The following is a 20479-nucleotide window of genomic DNA, read 5'->3' as shown; positions in this document are numbered from 1 at the left end:
ACGGATCGTCGCAAAACTCATCATCACGGCTCAACTCAGGCCGAGGAACGCGGCCCCGGCCGCCGGCAGCTCGCCGATCCGCCCGCGCCAGTCCCGCGCTGCGGGAAGGCGGGTTCTCACCGTCTCCGCCGCCCGGTCCCGGACGTTCACCTGCGTCTCGCGCAGCCGCAGCAGCGGCTCCAGCGCCGGACGGGCCAGCATCAGGCGCCGGTTGACGACCGGCGCGGGACCCCAGTGGTTCTTGTACTGCTCCGACCCGCGCAGCAGGCTCAGCACGCCGCGGTCCAGGTCCCCGGCCTCCCGGGCGATCTCACGCAGCAGCATCGTGGAGACATCCACCTTCGTCTCCCTGAGCCGGGGATCGGCCCCGTAGAGGTAACCCCCCGTCAGCCGGGCCGACCTGAAGGACAGATCGGCGGCCACCACCTCCCCGTCGAGCAGGAACTCCCTCACCGAGGCCTCGCCGTCGCGCACCATCCGGCGGGTGGAGCGCACCAGATGCGCGCAGAAACGGGGCCGGAGATGCTCAGGGTTGACCCCCCTGCCGAGCCACTGGAGCTCGTGCAGCCGCAACAGGGTGCCGACAGCGCCCGCCACCCGGTGTACGGGCGCGGTGCGGCACTCGATGCCGAGCGCGTCGATCCTGCGGAGCTTGGCCCGCGTCCGCTGGGCGCGGGAACCGGTCATCCGCCCGATGAGGGCGTCGATGGGCTCGGCGGGCAACTCCATGCAGGTCGAGTCCGTGCGGCTGCTCCGAGCACCGGACCACGCCTCGAACAGCAGGTGCGCCGAGGCGTCGGGCCGCACCTCCCGCAGGTCCACGACCGTGTGCGCGGCGGCCCGGTGGAGCCCGCGCTCCAGCGCGGTGACCGCTGCCGGGGTGTCCTCGCCGTCCACCAGGATGTCGAAGAAGTCGGAGATCGCGCCGCCCATCGGCACCAGCAGAGGCATCGGGCGGTGCACGAGCATCAGCGGCGCCGCCCCGATCAGCCGGCCTCCCCGGCGCGCGAGGAGGACCCGGAGACGGCCGGGGACCCCGTAGGAGAGCCACCACGAGTGGAGCCACGCATGGCTCTGGAACGGCGTCGCGCTGGGGCACCGGCGGTGCAGCGCGTCCCACTCCGCGGCGAGGTCCGCGAAGTCCGGCAGGTCCCTGCAGAGGGTGACGGTGAGCCGCCCGCGTCGGTCGGTGTTCATCGCACGAGCTCCCTCTCGCCGGTGGTGCCGCCCTGGGCGGGGCCCGGCACCTGGGCCGTGGCGCCCCGGCGTCCGGTGCGGGGGCGGACGAGCAGGACCAGGCCGCCGGCCAGCCCTCCCGCGCTGGCGCCCACGGCCGTGCCGAGCGGCACGGACGGGGACACGGGGTCCACGGGAGGCACGGCGTGAGAGAACTTGACCAGCTTCACCCCGGTGTCCTTCGCGACGTGCCCGCTGCTGACGACCACCGCCTCCGTCACCGCGTTGGCGATGTCCGCGGCACGGTCCCGGTCGGCCGACGTGCCGGTGACCGAGATCATGGGCGAGTCGGGAGAGGTCTCGGACCGTACGTGTGTACGCAGTTCGCGCACGGGCTCTCCGGCGGCGCCCTTGGCGTAGGAGAGGGTGGCGTCACTGGTGGCCAGGCGGCCGTACGACTGCGCGTAACCCAGCGCGGCGGCCGGATCGATGTCCTTTCCGGCGGTGACCATGGCGTAGCTCGTGGCCGCGTACTCGGGCGTGGCGAGAAGACCGTACGAGAATCCGCAGGCGGCTCCGAGCAGGACACCGGCGGGCAGCGGCAACCACCACCCGGTCCGTACGAGTGCGGGGCGGAGCCTGCGGAACCGTCCGGGGACGGCCGGCTGCTGCTCGGGCGAGTCGGTCATGATTGTGCTCTCTCGGTCGGGGGAACTGCGGTGATGTCGACGGCCTGTGCGTAGACGTCCATGAGGCGCCGGCTGCTGAGCCTGATGTCGTAGTGGTCCACGGCGGGGGGCGGCGGCAGCCTCCGGGCGCCGCTCTCCATGCGGTGCCGGAGCGCGGCCGTCAGCTCGTCCGTGGGATCGTCCTCTCCGGCGCCGGATCCGATGCGGGTGGCGCCCGGCGCCCGGCCCGCCGGGAGGTCCTCGATGGCGGGGCAGGCCGCGTACACGACCGGCAGCCCGGCGGCCAGGGCCTCGACGACGGCGAGACCGAAGGACTCCTCGCGGGACGCCGAGACGAACGTGTCGACGGCACTGAGCACCGCGGGGATGCCGGGGGCGGCCCCCGAGGTGCCGCACTCGCCGAGGAACCTGACGCGGCCGGCCACCCCGAGCCGGGCGGCGAGAGCGCGCAGCGCCCCGGCCTCCGGCCCGTCGCCGGCCAGGACCAGCCAGGCACCGGGGAGGGCGGCGACGGCACGGATCAGCAGGTCGAAGCGTTTGCCGGGAACCAGCCTGCCGACGCCCCCCACCACGAACGCCGCGTCGGGAAGGCCGAGGAGGGCCCGGGTGGCGTCCCGTTGAGCGCTGTCGAAGCGGAAGGCCGCCACGTCGACGCCGTTGGGGACGGTATGGATCCGGGCGGCCGGCACCCCCCAGTCGCGCAGCCTGCCCGCGACGGTGTCGGAGACCGCGACCGTCGCCGCCCCGAGCCGCTCGGTGCGCAGGTAGAGCTCCCTGGTCGGGCGGGTGAGCGGCCGCCCCTCGATCTCCGCGCGGCCGAGCGAGTGCTCCGTCGACACCACGGTGGTCCCGGCGAGGCGCGCCGCGATCCGTCCGTAGACACAGGCCCGGTAGAGGTGCGTGTGCACGAGGTCGTACGAGCCGCGGCGGATGAGACGGGCCAGCCGGGGTACGGCGCCGAGGTCCCTGTTGCTCCTCATCCCCAGGTCCCGGACACGGACTCCGTCGGCGCGGAGCCCTTCCGCGACCGCTCCCGGATTGGTGAGCGTCACGACGTCGCAGCGCACCGGCAGATGGCGCAGCAGCAGCCGCAGCTGCTGCTCGGCCCCGCCGACGCCGAGGCCGGTGATGACATGCAGCGCCCTCACCGGCCGTCACCCGGCCGCCCGGCGCCGGGGGAGCGGCGCCGCAGCCGGTGCCGTACCTCCTTGGCCAGCAGACGGGCGCCCCGGTCGGCGTGGCTGACATGCGTACGGGGAAGGGCGAACGGCCCCGACAGGGTGCCGGGCACGAGGGCGCATCCGTACGCGTATCCCGCCTCCCGCACGGACTCGGCCACCCGGCGGTCGGCCGTGCCGTACGGATAGCAGAACCCGGACGGCGCCTGCCCGGTGACGCGGCGCAGCGCCTCGCGGCTGCCGTGCGTCTCCTCGCGCAGTTCCTCGTCCGAAAGCGCCGTCAGATCCCGGTGGAGCATCCCGTGCGAGCCGACCTCCATACCCGCCGCGGCGACGGTTCGGACGTCCTCCTCGGTGAGCAGCGGCCTGCGCGGGCCGAGCGGATCCCAGACGTTGGAGCCGCCGGGCCGTCCGGGCAGGACGAACACGGTCGCGGTGCAGCCGTGGGCGCGCAGCACCGGGAGCGCCTCGTCGAGGAAGTCGGCGTACCCGTCGTCGAAGGTGAGCCCGACCAGCCCCTGCTTCCCGGCGGCCCGCGCGCGCAGCAGCGCCGCGATCCCGACGCCGGTCAGCCCCCGGCGCCGCAGCCAGGTGAGCTGCTCGTCCAGACGGCCGGCGGAGACGGTGATGCCGTACGGATCCTCCGTGGGGTCGCTCACCGAGTGGTAGGTCAGGATCCACGGCCGGGACCTGGGAGGGAGCGTCCGGGCAGGGGGCGCCGAGGTGTCAGCGGTCATGAGGGAACCTCTGTCGGATGAGTGCCAGCAGATGAACGGCTTCCGGGGCCCGGAGCAGCAGCCCGGTGAGAAGGAACGCCATGGGTACGAGCAGACAGCCGGCCGCCAGACCCGGCACCGGTCCCGGCACCAGGTCCGCGGCCAGCCGGCCCGTGGCCGCCGCGACCGCCGCCGCGGCCACGGGCCGGGTGAGGGAGAGGGCGACGGCCCCGGGCCGTACGGCCACCGCCCGCGAGCCCAGCCCCAGCAGCATCAGCAGGGCGGCCGTGCTGATGCCGACGGCATTGGCGGCGGCGATGCCGTCGACACCGAAGGGGCCGGTCAGCAGCACCCCGGAAACAGCGGTGACCAGAAGCCCCGCGGCCATCGCGCCGAGCGGGTACCAGGTCGGCCGGCCGGCCGAGAAGAACGGCCGGCACAGGGCGCCGACCAGCGTGTGACCGAGCAGGCCCAACGCGTAGACCCGCATGACACCGGCCGTGGCGGCGGTGTCCGCCGCGTCGAAGGCGCCGCGCTGGAAGAGGACTTCGACGATACGGGGCGCACAGCCGAGCACCATCGCCGTGCCCAGCAGCACCACGGTCCCGGCCAGGGCCAGATCACGTTCGACCCGCTGCCGGGCACCCTCCCGGTCCCCGGCCGCCATGGCCCGCGCGACGACGGGGAAGGTCACCGTGCAGATCATCATGGACAGCACCATCGGCAGCTGCGCGACCTTCTGCGCGTAGTTCAGATGCGAGATGGCCCCCTCCGGCAGCGACGACGCGAGGAACCGCTCGACGAAGACCTGCGACTGACGGCTCACCACGAACAGGACGACCGGCGCCAGGACGGTCGCCCCGAGCAGGGCGGAACCGGAACCACGCTCGCGGAGCGCACGCTTCCCGCGCCGCGCGGGAATCAGCCGCAGGAACGTGGGCAGCAGGGTCAGGATCATCAGCAGGCTGCCGGCGGCGACCCCCGCGGCGGCGGCGCGCACCCCCCAGACGGAGTGCAGCGCCAGCGTCATGCCGATGATGCCGACGTTGTACGCGATGTAGACACCGGCCGGCGCCAGGAACCTGCCGTGCGCCCGCAGCGCCGCGCTGAAGTACCCCGTGACGCCGAAGGTGAGGACCGTGACGGCCGTCAGCCGTGTGCAGTCCACCGCCAGCCGGGGATCGTCCAGCCCGGGAGCCAGGACCGCGACGGCCCAGGGCGCCCCCCAGACCAGCAGCCCTGCCGCGCAGGCCAGTGCGGCGAACAGCCGGGGGAGGGTGCCGGCCACCAGGACGCGGACCGGGTCCTGGTCGTGGCCGCCGGCCGCACGCCGGGTCAGGGCCAGGCTGAACGCCGGCACGAGCAGCAGCGCCATGCCGTCCTCGATCAGCAGCGTGGCCGCCATCTCCGGGACGGTCCAGGCGATCAGGAAGGCGTCGCTGGCGTGGCCGGCGCCGAACAGCCGCGCGAGTGCCTGGTCGCGGAAGAGCCCCAGCAGCGCGGCGATCACGGTGAGTCCCGCGGCGCCGCCCGCTGCCCGCGCGAGGAAGCGCCCGGGCCGTACCGGAGCGTCGGGCGCCGGCGGTCCGGTGACCGTCGCCTCCGTGGCGGTCCCGCTCACGCGCCGGTCGTCCTCTCCGGCCCGGCCAGCGCCCACCACGCGGCGAGGCCGAGCACGACCCCGGTCAGGACGGTCGAGGGGCCCCCGATGTCCGCGTACAGGAAGTCGACCGTCTGCCAGGTCATCAGCCCGACGGCCGCGAGACCGCAGTCGACGGCCGCGGCCCCCCGGGCCCGTGCGAGCACCAGCCTGCGCACCCCGACGGCCAGGAGCGCCGCCCAGGAGCCCACCAGTGCGGTGAAGCCGATGAGCCCCTGCTCGCCGAGTACCAGCAGGTACATGTTGTGGGGGGAGAGCAGCGGCTGCCTGCGGAACTCCTGACCGGCCCCCGCCGTGTCACTGCCGGCCGAGAGCCCGATCGAGGCGTGCCCGTCACGGTGGGCCGGGAAGCCCTTCAGACCGACGCCGGTCGCGGGCCGCTCGCGCCACATCCCCGCGGCGGCGGCCCACATGGCGTAGCGGTCGTTGACCGACCGGTCGGGGGCGCTGGTCACCTCGGTGATGCTGGTGAGCCGCTGCGAGATCATCTCGGACCCCACGCCGAAACCACCCACCAGGACGACCCCGGCAGCGCCCAGCACCGCCAGCGCGCGGACCGCCTGCCGGAGCCCGGTCAGCACGATCACGGCGAGTGCCCCGGCGGCCGTCGCGATCCACGCCCCCCGGCTGAAGGACAGCGTGAGCGGGACGAGCAGCAGCGCGGCGGTCACGGGAGCCCACGGCCTCAGCCGGCGAGGAGTGCCGGCCGGGGTGCGGAGCGCGTACGCGGCTGCCGCCACCAGGCCGTAGCCGACGACCGTGGCCATCCCCATCACATCGCTGGGACCGAACGTGCCGACAGCGCGGATGTCCTCCCCCATGTAGGAGGCGCCGGTGCCGGTGACGTACTGGTGTACCCCCGTCGCACCCTGGACCACCGCCAGCAGGACGAGCGCGCCCGCGACTGCCCGGAACCCCGCGGCGTCCCTGACCAGCAGGAGGACGGCGGCCGGTACGAGGACGAAGATCTGCAGGTACCGCACGAACCCCGGCAGGGCCGCCACCGGGTCCGTGGCGGTGACCGTGGCCAGGGCGAGGCCGACGGCCGGGAGCCCCAGCACGACCGCCGCGGCCGGCGAGAGCGGACGCCGCCGCAGGAACAGCAGACGGCCCGCGCAGACGAGGACGGCCACCCCCGAGAGGAGATCGGCCGCGGGTACGCCCCCCACCGTCCAGGGTGACGTCTCGTCGGCCGGGACGGCCACGAGCAGGACGGTCGCGATCAGCGGCAGCAACGGCCAACGGCCGCGCCACCCGTGAGGGGGCGCCTTCTCCTGGGCGGCGGCCGGTACGACGGGCGGCGAGGCCACGGTGAGGGTCACGGTTCAGCTGCCTCCGAGCCGGAACACCGAGCCGGCCGTACGCGCCAGTACGCACATGTCCTGCCAGAGCGACCATGTCTCGATGTACCGGTTGTCGAAGCGCGCCCGGTCCTCGATCGAGGTGTCGCCTCGCAGGCCGTGCACCTGGGCCAGTCCCGTGATGCCGACGGGCATCCGGTGCCGGGACCGGTAGCCGGGATGCGCGAGGCTGAACTGCTGGACGAAGTAGGGGCGTTCAGGGCGCGGCCCGACCAGGCTCATGTCGCCGCGTACGACGTTCCACAGCTGCGGCAGCTCATCGAGCGACGTCCTGCGCAGCAACTTGCCGACGCGACTCATGCGCCGGTCCGACGAGACGTTCCAGCGGGTGGCCGACTCGTGCGCGTCGGCCGGGCGCAGTGTGCGGAACTTCAGCAGGACGAACGGCCGCCCGTATCCGCCGATCCGTTCCTGGCGGAAGATGACGCCCGGGCCGTCGCCCAGGCGCACGGCCAGAGCGCAGGCGGCCATCACCGGGGACGCCGCGACCAGCGCCACCAAGGCCAGGACCGCGTCCATGGCCCGTTTCACCCGGTGCGCCACCGGACGGTGCGCTCCGGCATGCAGCGAGTGGGCCGCGAAACCCCACACATGGTCCGGCCGGGGCGCGGTCCGGTACCGGGCGACCGGCGCCTGATCGGTGATCAGCCACACCCGGCAGCCGTGCCGCGCGAACAGGGCGAAGAGCTCCGCCCCGTCGGGCGCGGCGTCGGGCGGGACCGTGAAGACGGCGTGCCGCACGGAGTTCTGCACGACCGCCCGGCCGGCGTCCTGCACCGACGTCAGGACGGGCAGCGGAGCCCCGCCCGCGGGCGCGTCCGCCCTCTCGTCCACGTCCGGGCCGGATCCCGCCACCCGGCCGACCGGCCGCATCCCGTACCGCGTGTGCTCCTGCAGCACGGCGACGACCCGGTCGGCGAACGGACCGTCTCCCACCACCAGGGTGGACCGCGGATTACGTGCGGCCGACCACAGCCGGGACCGGTGGACCATGGCGCGTGCTCCGCAGCTCACCAGGGTCTGGAGGCCGGCCGCGCAGGCGAGCGCCGTCCACCCGGCGGCGAGGCGCGGGTCGTACACGGACACCGCCTCGGCGACGACGTACCACTGCACCACGGCCAGCCCCGCCAGCGCGGGCAGTTCGGCCAGAGCCGAGGGGGAGAGGCCGGTGCGGTAGAGACCCCGGTACGCGTTGAGGAGCAGCTGCACGCCCGCCTGCAGCAGGGCGGCGGCCGGCGGCCAGGGCCCGGGGGCGATCAGGGCCACGGCCAGGCCGAGGGCGAGCAGGTCGGAGGCCACGAGCGCCGCCGGAGCCCGGCCTCGTCGGCGGCCTGCCGCGGTCCGTGGGGCGAAAGCGTCCTCCCTGCCACTGCGTGGCGGACGGATCGCGGTAGCGGCGCGCCGTTCGGCGGTTGCCTGGGCGGCTCGGGGGACAGGTGCACTCTCCGTCGTCATCGCTCGGTGCGCTTCCTCGTCGTGGGGCGGGACTGGCCGACAAGTTCCTCGTAGAGGCGCAGGACCGCTCCGGCGGTCTTCGTCACGTCGAAGACCTCCCGGGTGCGGATCTGCGCGGTGCGGCCCAGCCGCGTCCGCAGCACCGGGTCGCCCAGCAGCGTGGTGAGCGCTGCCGCGAGAGCCGCGGGGTCCTCGGGCGGCACCAGGCAGTGCGGCAGGTGTCCGGGCGGCAGGCTCTCCCTGGCCCCGTCGACGTCGGTCAGAAGGACCGGCGTGCCGCAGGCCATCGCTTCGAGGGGGGCCAGCGCCATCCCCTCCCAGCGCGAAGGGAGGACCAGCAGGTCCGCCGCGTGGATCCAGGGCCGTACGTCCGCGCTCTCCCCGGCGAACAGAACGCCGGGGGGCGCGGTGCGGCGCAGCTCGTCCCCGTACGGCCCGTCGCCGACCAGGACCAGCCGCGCGCCGCCCGTCGCGGCGGTGCGCCATGCCCGCAGCAGCACGTCCTGGCCCTTCTGCCGGCTCAGGCGTCCGACGCACACGACCAGCGGTACCTCGGCGGGGGTTCCTTCGAGCAGCGCGAGCGATCCGCGCGCCGACGCGGCGGCGTCCCCGCAGACGGGCCGGAAGCGGCCGAGATCGATGCCGTTGTGGATGACCGACCAGCGCGCCGTGATGCCCGCGCGCTGCCCGGACGCGCGTTCGGACTCGCTGACGCAGAGGATGCGGTCGCTCCACCGCGCCCCGAACCGCTCCCACGCCGCTGCCACACCGGCGGCCCGGCCTTCCAGGGCCTCGAACGACCAGGCGTGCGGCTGGAAGACCGTCGGTACCCGGCCGCGCACGGCCAGCCGCCCGGCGAGTCCCGCCTTGGCGCTGTGGGCATGGACCACGTCGGGAGCGCACGCACGGATCAGCCGGCCCGCCGTGAGGACCTCCCGGCCGAGCCGGGGGCCGGGGGCGCGCTCCGCCGGCCAGGCGCACACCCGCGCCCCGGCGATGGACGCGCCGGCCGCCAGGGCGCCGTCCGGCGGGCAGGCCACGACGGGCCGCAGTCCTGCCCGTACCTGTGCCGCGACGAGGTCGGTCACGACCCGTGCGACTCCTCCCTCCACCGGCTGGACCAGGTGAAGGACTGTCAGTCGTCTTTCCTCGGTGCAACTCTTCTGCAGCACGCACGGCTCTCTTTCACATGCCCCCGAAGAGCCGGTTCGGGTAAACACCGGCGGCAAGGAATATGGCGGCGGGAGATCAAGTGGGTGAAACCGAACTGCACTGTGGCAGACCATGCGTGCGAAAACACGCATGACTCGCGCTCGTGTCCGGATGGATTACCCCCGGAAAATCCTCCGACCGCCTGCTCCTCGGTTCTGCGGCGTGTCAGACGACGATGACCGACTTTGTTCACCGCTGTGCCGCATGATGGCCGTGCCGTGCGCCTCCGCTCGTATCCCGAGGGAGTATCCCGACGGCGTATCCCCAGGGTTCCGGATGCGCCAGGTATTAATGCGCCGCAATTCCCGTCCCGTTGGCGCAGGAATTCCTGCGGCCCGCGTTCCGTTTGTCCGTAGTGGCATTCTCCGGCCTCCGCCGCGTCCCGGCGCCCTTTCCGTGCGAACCGGCCAACCATGGCGAAACGGCCACCGGATCCGCCGTGCGCCAGGTGTACTGCCGGTCAGGCCGCCTACCCGGCTGTGCGGCCGAGGAGGCAGTATCGGGTACAACTCGTGATGATCGTCCGCCGGTGGCGGTCCGCGAACGGCCGATGAGGACAGAGGAGAATCGATGGTTCACGAACGGGCCGGTCAGCCGGCGCAGCCCGGAGACCTGGTGGACGTGGCGCGGCTGGTGACGGCCTATTACACGGTCCACCCGGACCCGGGTGAGCCCGGCCAGCGTGTGGCCTTCGGGACGTCGGGGCACCGGGGATCGGCACTCGCGGCCGCGTTCAACGAGGACCACATCGCCGCCACCACCCAGGCCATCTGCGACTACCGGGAGCGGCAGGGCACGGACGGGCCGGTGTTCCTCGGGGCCGACACCCACGCGCTCTCGGAACCGGCCAGGATCACGGCCGTCGAGGTGCTGGCCGCCAACGGCGTCACCGTCCTGATCGACAGCGACGACGGCTACACCCCCACCCCAGCCGTCTCGCACGCGATCCTCACGTACAACCGGGACCGGAGGAGCGGCCTCGCGGACGGCATCGTCGTCACGCCCTCGCACAACCCGCCCGCCGACGGCGGCTTCAAGTACAACCCGCCGCACGGCGGGCCGGCCGGTTCCGACGCCACCTCCTGGATCCAGGACCGGGCCAACGCCCTGATCGAAGGAGGGCTGAAGGAGGTCCGCCGGATCCCCTACGCCAGGGCGCTCGCCGCCGACACCACCGGGCGTCACGACTTCCTGACCGGTTACGTCGACGATCTCCCGGCCGTCCTCGACCTGGACGCCGTACGCGACGCCGGCATCCGGATCGGCGCCGACCCCCTGGGCGGAGCCTCGGTCGCGTACTGGGGACGGATCGCCGAGCGCCACCGGCTCGACCTCACGGTGGTCAACCCGCTCGCGGACCCCACCTGGCGTTTCATGACGCTCGACTGGGACGGCAAGATCCGCATGGACTGCTCGTCGCCGTACGCCATGGCCTCGCTGATCGAGCAGCGCGACGCGTACACCATCGCCACCGGTAACGACGCGGACGCCGACCGGCACGGCATCGTCACGCCGGACGGCGGACTGATGAATCCGAACCACTACCTGGCCGTGGCCATCCGCTACCTCTACTCCCACCGGGAGAACTGGCCGGCCGGCACCGGCATCGGCAAGACCCTGGTCTCCTCCTCCATGATCGACCGGGTCGCCTCGGACCTGGGACGGCAACTGGTGGAGGTCCCCGTGGGCTTCAAGTGGTTCGTCGACGGGCTGTTCGGCGGCACCCTGGGATTCGGCGGCGAGGAGTCGGCCGGAGCGTCCTTCCTGCGCCGCGACGGCCGGGTGTGGACGACGGACAAGGACGGCATCCTGCTCGCCCTGCTCGCCTCGGAGATCACGGCCGTCACGGGCTCGACCCCCTCCCAGCACTACGGCGAACTCACCGCCCGGTTCGGCGATCCGGCCTACGCCCGGATCGACGCCCCCGCGACCCGTGAGCAGAAGGCGGTGCTGGCCAGGCTCTCCCCGGAACAGGTCTCCGCGGACACGCTGGCCGGCGAGCCGATCACCGCCGTGCTCACCGAGGCGCCCGGCAACGGCGCGGCCGTCGGCGGGCTCAAGGTCTGCACCGACAGCGCGTGGTTCGCGGCACGCCCGTCCGGCACCGAGGACGTCTACAAGGTGTACGCGGAGAGCTTCCAGGGCGCCGGGCACCTGGCCCGGGTCCAGGACGAGGCACGGGCCCTGGTCTCCGACGCACTGGGTGCCACGGGCTGAGCGGCCGGGCGGGCGCGCCCGGCGCGCCCGCCTCCGCCTTGAGCGCCGGCAATTGTGCGGTTACGCGTCCGGGACGGTCTGCTGGACCTGGCGGAGGAAGGCGGCGTTGTCGGGGGTCCTGCGGATCTTGTCCAGCAGCGCTTCGAGCATGGCCTGGGCGTCCCGCGACCGCAGGGCGCGCCTCAGCCCCCGTACGGCGGCCAGCTCGCCCGAGGGCAGCAGGAGTTCCTCGCGACGGGTGCCCGACGGCGTGATGTCGACCGCCGGGAAGACCCGCCGGTCCGCGGACGCACGGTCGAGGCGGAGCTCCATGTTGCCGGTGCCCTTGAGCTCCTCGAAGAAGTAGTCGTCGGCGCGGGAGCCGGTGTCCACCAGCACGGTCGCCAGGATGGTGAGCGAACCGCCTTCCTCGGCGAGCCGGGCCGCGCCGAACAGCTTCTTGGGACCCATGAGCGCCGACGCGTCCACGCCGCCGCTCAGTGTGCGGCCTCCGGCCCCGGCGTTGTTGTTGTGGGCGCGGCACAGCCTGGTGAGGGAGTCGAGGAGGATCACGACGTCGCGGCCCTGTTCGACCAGCCGCTTGGCGCGTTCCACGGCGAGGTCCGCGAGCGCGATGTGCTCCTTGGCGGGCCGGTCGAAGGTGGAGGCGTACACCTCTCCGCGCACGGAACGGCGCATGTCCGTGACCTCTTCGGGGCGTTCGTCCAGGAGGACCACCATCAGGTGGCACTCGGGATGATTGACGGCCACCGAAGCGGCGATCTGCTGCAGGAGAACGGTCTTGCCGGTCTTCGGAGGCGCGACGATCAGGCCGCGCTGCCCCTTGCCGACGGGGGAGACGAGATCGATGATCCGGGGGGCGGGGCCCCCGTCCGGCCTCTCCAGGCGCAGGCGCTCCCGGGGGTGGAGCGGGGTGAGGTCGTGGAAGTGCGGACGGCCCCGGAGTTCGTGCGCCGCACGGCCGTTGACGGAGTCGACGCCGGACAGGGCGCGAGGGCGCTCGCACGTCCCGTCGACGACATCGCCCTTGCGCAGGCCGTACCGCCGGATCAGTGCGGGCGAGACCTGGACGTCGCGGGGTGAGGGATGGCCGCCGTCGGTGCGCAGGACGCCGTGTCCGTTGTTCGTGGTGTCGAGGACACCGACGGTGCGGACGGGCTGATCCTGCCGGACCACGGGGCGTTCGAGTGTGCTGGTCATGGTGGGTCCTTTCGCGGACATGGCGAATGAGAGGTCCGGCGAAGGCAAGGCGGCGGAATCACGCCTCGTACGACGGGCATGAGAAGCCCGGACCGGACAGAAGAGATGGTGCGAGAAGCTGGATCACCGGTCGTAGAAGGACTGGCGCAACAGCGGGGGAGAAGCACCGGCGCCCGATGCGGGCTTTCACGTGTGCTGAAGGCAACGTACCACGCGAGGTCGGGGAGGGGAAGGCCCCGCGCCCCCGGGGCGTGACGGCCGGACTCGGCGGCCTGTCCGCCGGGCCGGGACCGGGGGGCTCCCCGGGGTCAGTCGCCCGGGGGAGGCGGGGGCGTCGTGCTCCGCTCCGCGAGGTGGGCGTCCATGGTGGAGTTCAGGTCGGTCACGAAGGACTCGAACCGTGCCAGGAGTTCCGGCGGATAGTGCGACATCGTGGTGTCGAGGCGAAGTGCGAGCGGGCCGAAGAACTCGTCCGCCCGTTCCTGGATGTGCGGGCCGCTGCGCAGGGTGACGACGCGGCGGTCCGAGTGTTCGCGGGTGCGGGTGAGGTGCCCCGCCGCTTCCAGGCGGTTCAGGAGTGCGGTGGTGGCGCCCGTGGACAGGGAGATGCGCTCACTCAGCCGTGCCGGTGACAGCGGCGTGCCGCGCTCCTCGGCGGCGGCGATCTCCAGCACCGCGGTCGCGTCGGTGGAGTGCAGGCCCAGCCAGGCGGCGAAGCGCCGGCTGAGCTCGGCGTAGTGGCTGCCGTAGATCCTCAGCCCCTCCATCAGCCGCTCACGCCGCGCCGCGACACCGTCGCGCGTCACGTCCTCCATGGAAGGCCCGCCACCTCTCTCTCCTGCCGCGCGATCCGCGTCGTCGGCGCGCTTTGACAACCTACCGCCACCACTTTACCTTCATCGTGGAATTACTTCACCATGGAGGTATCAAGCATGCGTGCCCCGTCCCCCGCCCTCGACGAGACCACCGAGCCCTACCGATGGCGGTGGCTGATCCTTGTGGTGATGCTGGTCGCGGAGGTCATGGATCTCCTGGACGCCTCGATCGTGAACGTCGCCGGACCGGCACTGGAGGAGTCCCTCGGCGCCGGCCCCGTAGGCCTTCAGTGGGTGATCGGCGGGTACGCCCTCACCTTGGGGGCCGGGCTCGTGCTCGGTGGCCGGCTCGGGGACCGCTACGGGCGGCGCAGCATGTTCCTGATCGGCCTGACCGCGTTCACCGCCACCTCGCTGCTGTGCGCGCTGGCGCCGAACATCGAATCACTGATCGTCTTCCGGCTGCTGCAGGGCGCCGCCGGGGCGATGCTCCTGCCGCAGGGCCTCGGCCTGCTGCGGGAGAACTTCTCCGGCTCCGAACTCACCAAGGTCTTCGGGATCTTCGGCCCCGTCCTCGGGCTCGGCGGCATCATCGGCCCGGTCCTCGGCGGCTTCCTCGTCGAGGGCGACTTCTTCGGCCTGGGCTGGCGGTCGGTGTTCCTGGTCAACCTGCCCATCGGCATCGCCGCCCTGCTCACGGCCGCGAAGTGCGTGCCGAAGAAGGCCGGCGACCGCACGGTGGGCGTCGACATGACCGGTGCCGCGCTGGTCGTGTCGTCCTGCGCGCTCCTCGTCCTGCCGCTGAACCAGGGACAGGAGGACGGATGGCCGCTGTGGACATGGCTGTGCATGGCCGCTTCGGCCCTCGGACTCGTCCTGTTCGCGGTACACCAGCGCCGCACGGCAGCGGCGGGCCGTGAGCCCCTGGTCACCCCCGGCCTGCTGCGCAAGCCCGCCTTCACCGTCGGGCTCGGCGGCATCGCCCTGTTCTTCGCCGGGCTCGTCGGCACGCAACTCGTGCTGACCCTCTATCTCCAGATCGGCCGGCACTTCACCGCCGGTGACGCGGGACTCGGCAACCTGCCGCTCGCGGTCGGCACGGCGATCGGCGGGGCGGTCAGCGGCGCGGTCCTCGCCGACAGGATCGGCCGCAAGGTCCTCCAGATCGGCCCGCTCGTCCAGCTCGCCGGTGCGGCACTGCTCTGGTTCGAGCTGGACGGCCTCACCACGGCCTCGTTCTCCGTTTGGGACATCGCCCCGGGCGTCACCGTCTCAGGAATCGGCGCGGGCATGGTCATCGCCGCCCTGTTCAGCTTCGTACTCGCCGCCGTCGACGACAAGGAGATCGGCTCAGCCTCCGGAGTCCTGTCCGCAGTCCAGTCCATCGGCGGCTCCGTCGGCGTCGCCATCTTCGGCTCCTTGTTCTTCACCCAGGCCGGGCGCGGCGATTTCACCGGCGGATTCCACCGCGCCCTCATCGTCCAGGCATGCCTCCTGGCCGCCTTCCTCGCCATCACCTTCCTGCTGCCCGAGCAGGGGCGTCCGGACGAGGAGCAGCACGGCATCGACGACGCCCCCGCCGGCACACGGCACGCCGCCGTGTGAACCCGGGCCGGGCCTCAGTCCTCCCCGCGGAACGCCCGCAGGATCTGCCCGGCCGCCAGCGTCGCCGTCAACTCGCCCCCGCGGACGCGCTGTTCCAGCTCCGGGGCGAGCGTACGCACCGCCGGATGGCTGCGCAGGCTGTCCAGCAGTTCGTCACGGACCATCGCCCAGGTCCAGTCCACCTGCTGCTCACGGCGCTTGGCCGACAGCCGCCCGGTGGACTCCAGGAGCGTACGGTGCTGCTCCAGCCGCTCCCACAGCGCGTCCAGACCGGTCGACTCCCTGGCGCTGCACGTCAGCACCGGGGGAGTCCAGGCCGCGTCCACGGGGTGCATCAGCCGTAGCGCACCCGCCAGTTCACGTGCCGCGGAGCGGGCGTCGCGTTCGTGCGGGCCGTCGGCCTTGTTGACCGCGATGGCGTCGGCCAGCTCCAGGACACCCTTCTTGATGCCCTGCAGCTGGTCGCCCGTACGCGCCAGGGTGAGCAGCAGGAACGTGTCGACCATGTTGGCCACCGCCGTCTCCGACTGCCCTACGCCGACGGTCTCCACCAGCACCACGTCGTAGCCGGCGGCCTCCATCACCACGATGGACTCGCGGGTCGCCTTGGCCACCCCGCCGAGGGTTCCCGCGGTGGGGGAGGGGCGTACGAACGCCCGCGCGTCCACCGCCAGCCGCTCCATCCGGGTCTTGTCACCCAGGATGGAACCGCCCGTACGGCTGGACGACGGGTCCACGGCCAGCACGGCGACCCTGTGGCCGAGCCCCGTCAGCATGGTGCCGAGCGCGTCGATGAACGTGGACTTCCCCACGCCCGGCACCCCGCTGATCCCGATGCGCCTGGCCCGCCCCGAATGCGGCAGCAGCTCGCTCAGCAGCTGTTGCGCCGCCGTCCGGTGGTCGGGGCGGGTGGACTCGACCAGGGTGATCGCGCGTGCCACGAACGCGCGCTTCCCGGCGACCACACCCTTGGCGTACGCGCCGGTGTCGATGTCTCGTGCCATCCGTCAGCGGCTCACAGCTCGTGGCCGAGCGCGGCGCCGAGCCGCGTGACCAGATCGTGGGCGGCGTCCGGGATCACGGTGCCGGGCGGGAACACCGCGGCGGCGCCCGCCTCGTGCAGCGCCTCGATGTCCTGCGGCGGGATCACCCCGCCCACCACGATCATGATGTCCTCCCGGCCCTCGGCGGCCAGCTCCTCCCGCAGCGCGGGCACGAGCGTGAGGTGACCGGCGGCGAGCGACGAGACGCCCACGACGTGCACGTCCGCCTCGACCGCCTGCCGGGCGACCTCACCGGGCGTCTGGAACAGCGGGCCGACATCGACGTCGAAGCCCAGGTCGGCGAAGGCCGTCGCGATCACCTTCTGGCCGCGGTCGTGACCGTCCTGGCCCATCTTGGCGACGAGGATGCGCGGACGCCGACCCTCCGCCTCCTCGAAGGCGTCGACCAGTGTGCGCGTGCGGTCCACGGACGGGGACTCTCCTGCCTCTTTGCGGTACACCCCGGAGATCGTACGGATCTGGCCCGCGTGCCTGCCGTACACCTTCTCCAGCGCGTCGGAGATCTCGCCGACCGTGGCCATGGCCCGGGCCGCGTCGACGGCCAGCGCCAGCAGATTGCCTTCGAGCCCCGGCCCCGGGTCCCGCTCCGCCGCGGCTGTCAGGGCGCGCAGTGCGTCCTGGCAGGCCGTCTCGTCGCGCTCCTCGCGCAGCCGGCGCAGCTTCTCGATCTGTTGGGTGCGCACCGAGGAGTTGTCGACCTTGAGCACATCGATCTTCTCGTCGGTCTCCACCCGGTACTTGTTCACGCCGATGACGGGCTGGCGCCCGGCATCGATCCGGGCCTGCGTCCGCGCCGCCGCCTCCTCGATGCGGAGCTTGGGGATGCCCGCGTCGATGGCCTTGGCCATGCCGCCGGCCGCCTCGACCTCCTCGATGTGCTTCCAGGCCCGCGCCGCGAGGTCGTGGGTCAGCTTCTCCACGTAGGCGCTGCCGCCCCACGGGTCGATGACCCGGCAGGTGCCGGACTCCTGCTGGAGCAGGAGCTGGGTGTTGCGGGCGATCCGCGCCGAGAAGTCCGTCGGGAGCGCGAGCGCCTCGTCGAGCGCGTTGGTGTGCAGCGACTGCGTGTGCCCCTGGGTGGCGGCCATCGCCTCGACGCAGGTGCGCGTCACGTTGTTGAAGACGTCCTGCGCGGTCAGGGACCAGCCGGAGGTCTGCGAATGGGTGCGCAGCGAGAGGGACTTGGGGTTCTCAGGCCCGAACTCCCCGACCAGCCTCGCCCAGAGCAGCCGTGCCGCCCGCAGCTTCGCGATCTCCATGAAGAAGTTCATGCCGATCGCCCAGAAGAAGGAGAGGCGCGGTGCGAACGCGTCCACGTCCAGGCCCGCCGCCTGTCCGGCCCGCAGATACTCCACCCCGTCGGCCAGGGTGTACGCCAGCTCCAGGTCGGCCGTCGCTCCCGCCTCCTGGATGTGGTAGCCGGAGATGGAGATGGAGTTGTAGCGGGGCATCTTCTGCGAGGTGAACGCGAAGATGTCGGAGATGATCCGCATGGAGGGGCCGGGCGGGTAGATGTAGGTGTTGCGGACCATGAACTCCTTGAGGATGTCGTTCTGGATGGTCCCGGCCAGCTTCTCGGGGGCGACCCCCTGCTCCTCCGCGGCGACGATGTAGAGCGCGAGCACGGGCAGCACGGCGCCGTTCATCGTCATCGACACCGACATCCGGTCCAGCGGGATCCCGTCGAAGAGCTGGCGCATGTCGTAGATCGAGTCGATCGCCACGCCCGCCATGCCGACGTCACCCGTCACCCTGGGGTGGTCGCTGTCGTAGCCGCGGTGGGTGGGCAGGTCGAACGCGATGGACAGGCCCTTCTGTCCGGCCGCGAGGTTCCGCCGGTAGAAGGCGTTGGACTCCTCGGCCGTGGAGAATCCGGCGTACTGACGGATGGTCCAGGGCTGGTTGACGTACATCGTCGGGTACGGGCCGCGCACGTACGGCGCGATACCCGGATAGGTCCCGAGGAAGTCGAGCCCCTCCAGGTCCCGCCCGGTGTACAGCGGCTTGACCTCGATGCCCTCCGGGGTCTCCCAGAGCAGCTCGTCCTCGGACCGGTCGGCCGACTCCTTCACCGCGGCCTGCCACTGGTCCTCGGAGACCTGGGCGGGGGGTCCGCCGGTCAGCGCCACGTCGGAGAAGTCCGGCACGGGTGTCCCGGGGGTCGTGGTCTCGGGGGTCTGCATCACGCCACTCCCATTCGGTCGAGTTCGGAGGAGAGGACGGAGACCACGTCGCAGCCGGCGAACACATGCACGTCCGCGCCGGTGTACTCGCCGGGCCGCCCCGCGAGGAAGATCTGTTCGGCGCCCGCGGCCCTGAGGGCCGCGGCGACGGCCTCGCCCTGTTCGGCGTAGAGCGTGTCGGCCGAGCACAGGCAGGCGATCGTCGCCCCACTGGCCGCGAAGGCCTCGGCAGCCGTCGACGCGTCCACCGAAGCCGGCTCGTGGACGGGCTGGATGCCGCCCGACAGGAAGAGGTTCGCGGCGAAGGAGGCCCGAGCGGTGTGCACGGAGGCGGGTCCGAGCGCGGCGAGGAACACCTTCGGCCGGCTGCCCGTGGCCGCGAGGTGAGCGTCCGACCTGGCCCGCAGCGCCTCGAACGCCTCGTCGCGCCTGACCACGGGCAGCCCGCCCGCCGACGGCGCGGCGGGCACGGGCTCACGCTCCACGGTCCGTTCGTCGAGGGACGGGAATTCGCTGACCCCGGTCACCGGTTCCTTGCGCCGGGCCAGATCCCTGCTCCGGGCCGCCCAGGTGGCCGCGAGCCGCTCCCGCACCATGCCGGACCGGAGGGCGGCGGCCTGGCCGCCGGCCCGCTCGACCTCCTGGAAGAACGCCCAGGCGGCAGCGGCGAGTTCGTCGGTCAGCCGCTCGACGTACCAGGAACCGCCCGCCGGGTCCGTGACCCGGGCCAGATGCGACTCCTCCATCAGGATCGTCGAGGTGTTGCGGGCGATCCGCCGGGCGAAAGCGTCCGGCAGCCCCAGTGCGTGATCGAACGGCAGTACGGTGACGGATTCGGCTCCGCCGACGCCCGCGCCCAGACAGGCCAGCGTCGTCCGCAGCATGTTCACCCACGGATCACGGCGCGTCATCATCACCGACGAGGTCACGACGTGCTGCCGCTGCGCCCCGGCTTCCGGGTTCCCGCAGACCTCGGCGACCCGGGCCCACAGCCTGCGGGCGGCGCGCAGCTTCGCGATCGTCAGGAACTGGTCCGCCGTGGCGGCGTACCGGAACTCCAGCTGCGCGCACGCCTCCTCCACGGAGAGCCCCGACGACGTCAGCGCGCGGAGGTAGGCGACACCGGTGGCCAGCGAGAGCCCCAGCTCCTCGGCGGCCGAGCTGCCCGCCTCGTGGTACGGCAGCGCGTCCACGGCCAGGGAACGCAGCCCCGGATACTCGCGGGAGCACAGCCGCGCCCAGTGGACGGCGTCGCTCAGCTCAGGCTCCGTGCCCGTGCGCGCGGCCTGTCCGAGCGGATCCACCCCGAGGCTGCCCCGTGCCGTCTCCTTCGCGATGCCCCGGGCCTCGTAGAGCCCGAGCAACTCACGGACGGCGGGCCCGGGATCGGCGCCCGCGTCGAGTACGACGGGAGCCAGATCGAGATGGACACCGTCGAGCGCGCGGGCGAGGCCGGACACCGGTACCCCACCGGGCCCGCCGACGGCCAGCCAGAGCGACGTGACGCCGTTCTCCAGATCGCCGAGCAGGGCCTCGTTGAGGCGCACCGGATCGGCCAGGGCGTGGCGCTGGCGCACGTCCCAGCCGTCCGTGGTGTTCCCCGTCGGCCTGCTGCCCCGGGTGAAGGGCGCGAAGCCGGGCAGACCGGGGTCCGCCGAAACGTCGATGGAGGTGTACAGGGGGCGGACTGTGAGCCCGTCCCCGAGCGCGGTGGACAGCGCTTCCTCGGCGGCCGAGCCCTTGACTTCCTTGCCCGACTTGCGCAGTACGCCTTCGACAAGGCTCTGCCACTGGTCGTGGGAAGGGTCGGGGAACTCGGCGGCCCGGGAAAGCCCGTCAGCAGGCAGGACCGTCATGCTCAGATGCTAGGTCAGCACTCCGATGAGCAGCAGGGCCACTTACTGTGACCTTGCACTCTCCGAAATGTGCCGGATCCGCTGGGTGGTGC

General features: G+C 72.7%; 15 protein-coding genes. 2 read left to right on the top strand and 13 right to left on the bottom strand.

All coding sequences use genetic code 11. The annotated features are described in order from the left end of the window. Window positions 1-30 precede the first annotated feature (30 nt). The 8 genes from ACIP63_RS15715 to ACIP63_RS15680 are packed head-to-tail and all read right to left on the bottom strand — an operon-like array spanning window position 31 to window position 9407. Window positions 31-1197 carry a GNAT family N-acetyltransferase gene (locus tag ACIP63_RS15715; RefSeq protein WP_401515734.1) on the bottom strand — a complete coding sequence of 389 codons (1167 nt, stop codon included), beginning with the start codon at window positions 1195-1197 and terminating at the stop codon, window positions 31-33. Continuing rightward, on the bottom strand, window positions 1194-1865 hold the full coding sequence (locus tag ACIP63_RS15710) for a YveK family protein (RefSeq protein WP_401515732.1): 672 nt from the start codon (window positions 1863-1865) through the stop codon (window positions 1194-1196). The genes ACIP63_RS15715 and ACIP63_RS15710 overlap by 4 nt, the downstream gene beginning before the upstream one ends. Then, window positions 1862-3013, bottom strand: coding sequence for a glycosyltransferase (locus ACIP63_RS15705; RefSeq protein WP_401515730.1), 1152 nt, complete (start codon window positions 3011-3013; stop codon window positions 1862-1864). Before ACIP63_RS15705 ends, ACIP63_RS15710 begins: the two co-directional genes overlap by 4 nt. Next, a complete protein-coding gene (locus ACIP63_RS15700; RefSeq protein ID WP_401515727.1) occupies window positions 3010-3780 on the bottom strand; it encodes a polysaccharide deacetylase family protein in 771 nt (256 codons plus the stop codon). Before ACIP63_RS15700 ends, ACIP63_RS15705 begins: the two co-directional genes overlap by 4 nt. After that, window positions 3770-5380, bottom strand: coding sequence for a lipid II flippase MurJ (locus tag ACIP63_RS15695; RefSeq protein ID WP_401515725.1), 1611 nt, complete (start codon window positions 5378-5380; stop codon window positions 3770-3772). The genes ACIP63_RS15700 and ACIP63_RS15695 overlap by 11 nt, the downstream gene beginning before the upstream one ends. After that, window positions 5377-6741, bottom strand: a complete 1365-nt coding sequence (locus ACIP63_RS15690) for an O-antigen ligase family protein (protein WP_401515721.1) — start codon at window positions 6739-6741, stop codon at window positions 5377-5379. The genes ACIP63_RS15695 and ACIP63_RS15690 overlap by 4 nt, the downstream gene beginning before the upstream one ends. Window positions 6742-6744: 3 nt before the next feature. After that, a complete protein-coding gene (locus tag ACIP63_RS15685) occupies window positions 6745-8235 on the bottom strand; it encodes a sugar transferase (RefSeq protein WP_401515718.1) in 1491 nt (496 codons plus the stop codon). Continuing rightward, window positions 8232-9407: a glycosyltransferase family 4 protein gene (locus ACIP63_RS15680; protein ID WP_401515715.1), complete on the bottom strand. Its 1176-nt coding sequence runs from the start codon at window positions 9405-9407 to the stop codon at window positions 8232-8234. The genes ACIP63_RS15685 and ACIP63_RS15680 overlap by 4 nt, the downstream gene beginning before the upstream one ends. Before the next feature lie 610 nt (window positions 9408-10017). Between ACIP63_RS15680 and pgm the strand changes: the two genes are divergently transcribed. Beyond that, window positions 10018-11664 carry a phosphoglucomutase (alpha-D-glucose-1,6-bisphosphate-dependent) gene (gene pgm / locus ACIP63_RS15675; protein ID WP_401515712.1) on the top strand — a complete coding sequence of 549 codons (1647 nt, stop codon included), beginning with the start codon at window positions 10018-10020 and terminating at the stop codon, window positions 11662-11664. 60 nt (window positions 11665-11724) lie between these two features. Here the strand turns inward: pgm and rho are convergent, their stop codons facing one another. Both rho and ACIP63_RS15665 read right to left on the bottom strand, forming a co-directional pair. Beyond that, window positions 11725-12885, bottom strand: coding sequence for a transcription termination factor Rho (gene rho / locus ACIP63_RS15670; protein WP_401515710.1), 1161 nt, complete (start codon window positions 12883-12885; stop codon window positions 11725-11727). A 287-nt stretch (window positions 12886-13172) separates the two neighbouring features. Further along, entirely contained in the window at window positions 13173-13679 is a 507-nt protein-coding gene (locus ACIP63_RS15665) for a MarR family winged helix-turn-helix transcriptional regulator (RefSeq protein WP_401515707.1), read from the bottom strand. A gap of 117 nt (window positions 13680-13796) precedes the next feature. On the opposite strand from ACIP63_RS15665, the gene ACIP63_RS15660 reads away from it, so the two are divergent. Continuing rightward, window positions 13797-15284, top strand: coding sequence for an MFS transporter (locus ACIP63_RS15660; protein WP_401515704.1), 1488 nt, complete (start codon window positions 13797-13799; stop codon window positions 15282-15284). A gap of 14 nt (window positions 15285-15298) precedes the next feature. Here the strand turns inward: ACIP63_RS15660 and meaB are convergent, their stop codons facing one another. The 3 genes from meaB to mutA are packed head-to-tail and all read right to left on the bottom strand — an operon-like array spanning window position 15299 to window position 20387. After that, complete coding sequence (gene meaB / locus ACIP63_RS15655; protein WP_401515701.1) at window positions 15299-16288, bottom strand: methylmalonyl Co-A mutase-associated GTPase MeaB; 990 nt, start codon at window positions 16286-16288, stop codon at window positions 15299-15301. 11 nt (window positions 16289-16299) lie between these two features. Next, complete coding sequence (scpA, locus tag ACIP63_RS15650) at window positions 16300-18531, bottom strand: methylmalonyl-CoA mutase (protein ID WP_401515699.1); 2232 nt, start codon at window positions 18529-18531, stop codon at window positions 16300-16302. Continuing rightward, the gene (gene mutA, locus ACIP63_RS15645) at window positions 18531-20387 is read right to left on the bottom strand and encodes a methylmalonyl-CoA mutase small subunit (RefSeq protein WP_401515696.1); all 1857 of its coding nucleotides are present in this window, start codon (window positions 20385-20387) and stop codon (window positions 18531-18533) included. The genes scpA and mutA overlap by 1 nt, the downstream gene beginning before the upstream one ends. Window positions 20388-20479: the final 92 nt, after the last annotated feature.

It is taken from the genome of Streptomyces sp. NPDC088746 (genome assembly GCF_044751065.1).
Taxonomy (GTDB): Bacteria; Actinomycetota; Actinomycetes; order Streptomycetales; family Streptomycetaceae; genus Streptomyces.
The sequence above is the reverse complement of the archived record's forward strand: the minus strand, read 5'-3'. Positions and strand labels throughout refer to the sequence as shown.